The sequence below is a fragment of the Flectobacillus sp. genome, assembly GCF_049240685.1.
Taxonomy (GTDB): Bacteria; Bacteroidota; Bacteroidia; order Cytophagales; family Spirosomataceae; genus Flectobacillus.
Map to the genome: position 1 here is coordinate 1 of NZ_JBMLSD010000452.1, position 5,518 is coordinate 5,518.

4 protein-coding genes are annotated in these 5,518 nt (G+C 38.2%); 1 reads left to right on the forward strand and 3 read right to left on the reverse strand.

Features of this window, described 5'->3' with window-relative positions:
* Positions 1-172: 172 nt before the first annotated feature.
* The 3 genes from ACOVQ4_RS20695 to ACOVQ4_RS20705 all read right to left on the reverse strand — a co-directional run bounded on the left by ACOVQ4_RS20695 (position 173) and on the right by ACOVQ4_RS20705 (position 4,287).
* Entirely contained in the window at positions 173-1,048 is an 876-nt protein-coding gene (locus tag ACOVQ4_RS20695) for a 3-keto-disaccharide hydrolase (protein ID WP_421822508.1), read from the reverse strand.
* Between the two features lie 489 nt (positions 1,049-1,537).
* A complete protein-coding gene (locus tag ACOVQ4_RS20700; protein WP_421822509.1) occupies positions 1,538-3,010 on the reverse strand; it encodes an aldehyde dehydrogenase (NADP(+)) in 1,473 nt (490 codons plus the stop codon).
* Between the two features lie 254 nt (positions 3,011-3,264).
* Positions 3,265-4,287, reverse strand: coding sequence for a toxin-antitoxin system YwqK family antitoxin (locus ACOVQ4_RS20705; RefSeq protein ID WP_421822510.1), 1,023 nt, complete (start codon positions 4,285-4,287; stop codon positions 3,265-3,267).
* A 238-nt stretch (positions 4,288-4,525) separates the two neighbouring features.
* Here ACOVQ4_RS20705 and fcl point away from each other — a divergent pair, with 238 nt between their 5' ends.
* The gene (gene fcl, locus ACOVQ4_RS20710) at positions 4,526-5,467 is read left to right on the forward strand and encodes a GDP-L-fucose synthase (RefSeq protein WP_166550921.1); all 942 of its coding nucleotides are present in this window, start codon (positions 4,526-4,528) and stop codon (positions 5,465-5,467) included.
* The last annotated feature ends 51 nt before the right edge of the window (positions 5,468-5,518 follow it).

Here is a 5,518-nt window from a genome sequence, read left to right on the forward strand (position 1 = left end):
AATTGCTAAATCACTCAGAGAGAAGAAGAAATAGCTTAGAGAGTGACAAAGGCACAAAGTGAAGAAGGCACAAAGGCACGAAGTAACAAAGGCATAAAGGGACAAAGGCACAAAGTGTAGAATATATTTTCACTTTGTGCCTTTGTCCCTTTAATACTTTGTCACTATTACTTTATCTCTTTTTCCCTTTTTTCTTAGCGTATTTGCAAGTATTAGGCAAAGATTTGATAAAATAAGACTTATAATTCAATGCCTTTGGGTCCATGCAACCTTCTAACTGTAATACTTCCACTTTGCGGAATTCTACAGGGTGGCTTTCGCTTTGTAGCGAAATATATCCTTCGTTCAATAGTTTTCCATCAGGTTTGAAGGCAGGGTTATAAGCATCTACATTGCCCCCTCCTACTTGTGGTTTTTGATATTCCAAAACCATTTCACCATTTACATAATGTCTTACTAATGAATCACCCAATACCATTACTTCAGCTCTTACCCATTGGTCACCATCGTATGTTTTTGATTTGGAGTTGATACAGTGTGGCGTAAATAACTTGCCATTCATCTCTACATTGGTGCCTGGTGTACAAAGGTTACAAGTAGTACGCTCGCCTTTACCTGAGCCACCTAAAAGTTGTACTTCAATCGAAATGGGAAAGTCTTGGTCTTTACCCATTGACGCCGCTGGCTGACAGTGAAGCATAATACCGCTATTACGATAGGCCCATCCTGGTCCTTCTGGCGCTTGCTCGCCTACAAAACGATATTCAGTTGCGATGATGTAATTGGAGAATTTCTTTTTATAGAAAATATGACCAAATTTTTCATCAAACTTGTCGTAACCATCATACGACACAACCAATTTTCCGTCTTTTACTCGAAACGTATTGGCAAAGTTGTCGTTTAAGTCATAATGGCGGATTTTGATGTCCCAGCCATCTAAGTTTTTTCCATTAAATAGTTGCTCCCATTCTTTTGTATCACTCTTTTTTTGTCCAAAAGTCATACATGAAAGACCTAAAAGCAGAGAGGTAATCAGACGTTTTTTCATTGTTATTGATAGTTGGTAATTAATTTCGGTAAATTCAGTAGGTAAAATAAATTTTATCGGCGATAGGCTTTAAGCGTTATGCTGTAAGCTAAAAGTTTCAAAGTGTTTTTATAAAAATCTTAATACATTTAAAAAAAAGACTACAGAATATTTTACACTCAAAATTCACACTTCAGCACTAATATCTATCTGATGCATTCATCGTTGACAATTCCCCTGCTGTTTCAAGTTTACCAACTTGGAACAATAAATCAAGTGCAGTCTGCGACTGCACCACTAGCATAGTCAATACCAAAGATTGAATACTTTAGGATATTCAGTTTGAGCAAGGTCGCAGTCAGAGACTGCTTTTTATTGGGCGTTCCAAGTTCTTAAACTTGAAACAGCTAACATATCTATCGTTACTAAAAAACATTTTAACACTATTTGCCTTGTGCCTGTTGCCTTTTCCCTGAAACACAAAACTTAAATATAATTCAGCACTAATACCTATCTCGTCCATTCATCATTGACAATCCTCCAGATATTCAACGGATTTTGATTTTGAAGTTCGGCAGGTAATAGGTTTTCTGGAAAATTTTGAAAACTTGCTGGTCGCACCCAACGTTTGATAGCGTCGGGACCAACCGCCCCAAAACGAGCATCGGTTGTGGCAGGAAATGGCCCTCCGTGTTGCATAGCATAACATACTTCTACACCCGTAGGTACACCGTTAAAAATCAACCGACCACAGATATTTCTCAGTGTTTCAAAAATGGCTGGATTTTCTTCTAGCTCCTCTTCTGTTGCCATCAGTGTAGAGGTCAGTTGCCCTTCCAAATGTTCGATCACCTGCAATAAGTTATCTAAATCGGTACATTTTACAATCAATGAATAAGGCCCAAATACTTCTTGATGTAAAGTAGGATTTTCTAAAAATATACTACTCGATACCGAGGCTATTGTTGGAGTAGCTTGAATGATACCCGTCTTTTCGACTAAAGACTCTACTTCTGTTTTGACACCTTCTTGTGATAGTGCTACGGTTCTTTTTCCTTCAAAATTTTGATAAATCCCAGCATTGAGCATAGCCGCTGGCGCTACTTGTTCAATGGCTTGGCTAAGCGTTTCGATAAAAGTATCCAAATCGGGATTATTTATTGCCAAAATTAGCCCAGGATTGGTACAGAACTGACCCATACCCAAAGTAATCGAATTGGAATACGTAAGAGCCACCTGTGAGGCTTCAGCATTGAGTTTTTGAGGCATCAACACCACAGGGTTGATACTACCCATTTCAGAAAATACAGGAATCGGCTCGGGACGTTGGTTGGCCAAATCAAAAAGCGCCTTCCCACCATTGAGCGACCCCGTAAAACCAACGGCTTTGGTTACAGGATGTAATACCAATGCGCGACCAACTTCAAAACTGTGACCTGCTACGTGCGCAAATGTACCATCTGGCAAACCACAAGCTGAAACAGCTTTTAAAACAGCTTCTGCGACCATTTCGGAGGTTTTAGCATGTGCTGGATGACCTTTTACCACAACTGGACAACCAGCAGCTAAAGCCGAAGCAGTATCGCCGCCAGCCGTAGAATAAGCAAAAGGAAAATTGCTGGCGCCAAAAACAACTACTGGTCCAATCGGAATCAACATTTTACGAATATCTGGACGAGGCATCGGCTGGCGATTAGGTAAAGCTGTATCAATACGAGCCTCAACCCACGAACCTTCCTCTAACAAACGAGCATTGGTTTCGAGCTGAAAACAAGTTCGTGTGCGCTCACCAATGAGTCGAACTTCTGGGATATTGGTTTCTTGATGGGCTATTTGGATTAAACTATCACCCAAATCCAAGAGGTTTTGTGCAATAGTTCTGAGAAATAGAGCTTTCTCTTTTCCCGAAACTTTACGATATATTTTAAAAGCCTCAGCGGCTTTTTGCATAATAGAATCAATATGTTGCTGAAGATTTTCCATGAGCTTGTTTTATGTAACGAAATATGCAGAAGTAAAATAGGGTTTCCATATTTTAACATCCTAAAATCATTTGAATAGCAATTTAACAGCCTATCTGCAATTTAGTATTCTTAGCTGAAGGTAATCTTTTACAAATAGAATTATAACCTATTTCAACACTATGCTGTCAGGATAAAATACAAAAAGCCCAAGGGATACCCCTCAGGCTCAAAAAATATTTTTAACGCTATAGTCAAAATTCAAAATACTATACGCTAATTATCGTCATCCTCAACCTTACGTTTTTGCTGTTTTGGTGCTTCATAAATCAATTTGCCAGTGTTATCTCTTTCTTGAAGAACAACTGCCTCACCTTTTTCGAATTTATCTTTCGGATACATGGTTTCTTTTTTCAAACGACCCATGGCGCCAAATTGATGATATTCTCTCCAACGACCCACTTTAATGCTATCTTCAAATTTTCCTTCTTCTTTGAGCTGTCCGCCATCGTAAAAAGCACGATATTCACCCGTTACTTTTCCAAATTTTACGGGTATTACTTCTTTTAATTTCTTTTGTTCTTTGTCATAATACGAAAAATGGGATTCTGCTGGAAAGCCATTTTTGTATTTATCTTTTGACAAAAGAATATACTCTTGATTGTAAGTTTCCCAGCGACCATCTTTTACCCCAACATAAAAAAATCCTTCTTCGACTAATTCGTCATTGATGTATTTCTTGAAAGGGCCATGACATACTTCGCCATAATCTAAGTCTTTACGTGGGGTGTTGGTAATACGACGTAGTTTGGGGTCATACCACCAAATTTCTTTGGCGTAAATGCTTGGAGTAGCTTCGTCTGGGTTTCTTAGTACATTGATTTCTTCCACCGTAAATCGGTTTCCTGTACCATATTCGCCGATACGGCGTTCAAACTTGATTCCTGAATATTCGTCTTTGGGAGCTTTTTTGACTTTTTTATTTTTCTTGGCGTCTTTCTTTACTTTCAGACCAAGGTCACTACTCAAGTCAGTCGAAAACTCTTCTGCTTTTTCTTTATTATTTTTTATATCGTCTTTTACATCCGAAATAGTCTTCTTTGCGTTCTTGATATTATCGAGCACATCTGTCTGGATAAGTCCACCCAAAATACCCTTTTTGCGAGCAGTAGTATCGGTTTTGGGCTTACTACTCGACTTAAATTCGTCTTTTTGTTGGGCAATACAAGTTACAGTACTATGAAGTAGTAAGATGGAAATCAATGAGATAAAAGTAGTGGGAAAGGATAAACTTCTCATGGGTAGCACGTAGTCAAAGGCTAATCTATTACTTTTGCAAACGAAAAAATTGCTTATTTATTTTTAAACAAAAGAAGGAAGAGAAATCTTGTTATCCAAATTTCAACAGAAAGCCTTCTAGTAGAACTCCTGAATTTAAGAGATATTTGTAAACTTTTGTTTTACAAAAAAATGTTATTTAAGATATAAATCGCTGGAAATGATTCTGTTTTCCAGAAAATTAATAATCAATTAACCCGTGGAAAAAGACGCAAAAATTTATGTAGCAGGACATCGTGGAATGGTGGGTTCTGCCATTTTACGAGCATTACAAAAAGCAGGATATACCAATTTCCTGCTTCGTACGTCTAAAGAATTAGACCTACGCAACCAACAGGCAGTCGCTGATTTTTTTGCTGCCGAAAAACCTGACTATGTATTCCTTGCTGCTGCCAAAGTGGGCGGTATCGTAGCTAATAACACTTATCGTGCCGATTTCTTGTATGAAAACCTGTCGATTCAGAACAATGTGATTCACAGTGCTTATGTGAACAAGGTTACAAAATTGATGTTTTTGGGTTCTTCGTGTATTTATCCAAAATTGGCTCCTCAGCCTCTGAAAGAAGAATATTTGTTGAGTGGCTACTTAGAATATACCAATGAGCCTTATGCTATTGCTAAAATTGCAGGTATCAAAATGTGTGAGGAATATCGCAATCAGTATGGCTGTAATTTTATTTCGGCAATGCCTACCAATTTGTATGGGCCAAATGATAATTACGACTTACAAAACTCTCACGTATTGCCTGCAATGATTCGTAAATTTCATGAGGCAAAAATCAATGGCGCTCCTAACGTAACACTTTGGGGTACAGGCTCGCCAATGCGCGAGTTCTTGCACGCTGACGATTTGGCAGAAGCGTGTTTATATTTGATGGAAAATTACAACGAACGTGAGTTGGTAAATATCGGAACAGGTACCGACGTAACTATCAAAGAATTGGCCAATACCGTAAAAAATGTAGTAGGTTTTGAAGGTGAATTAGTATGGGATACCTCCAAACCAGATGGTACACCACGCAAATTGATGGATGTGTCAAAATTACATAGTTATGGTTGGAAACATAAAATCGAGCTAGAAGAGGGAATTGGCTTGGCTTATCAGGATTTCTTGACTAATCATGACGCTTTAAGATTGTAAAAATAGCTTTAGGTTAATGACTCAACAATCTTAAGGTTTTGTGCAGAATTA

Coding starts and splice junctions, on each gene's coding strand:
- ACOVQ4_RS20705 (WP_421822510.1), bottom strand. CDS start 4,287: ATGAGAAGTTTATCCTTTCCCACTACTTTTATCTCATTGATTTCCATC.
- ACOVQ4_RS20695 (WP_421822508.1), bottom strand. CDS start 1,048: ATGAAAAAACGTCTGATTACCTCTCTGCTTTTAGGTCTTTCATGTATG.
- ACOVQ4_RS20700 (WP_421822509.1), bottom strand. CDS start 3,010: ATGGAAAATCTTCAGCAACATATTGATTCTATTATGCAAAAAGCCGCT.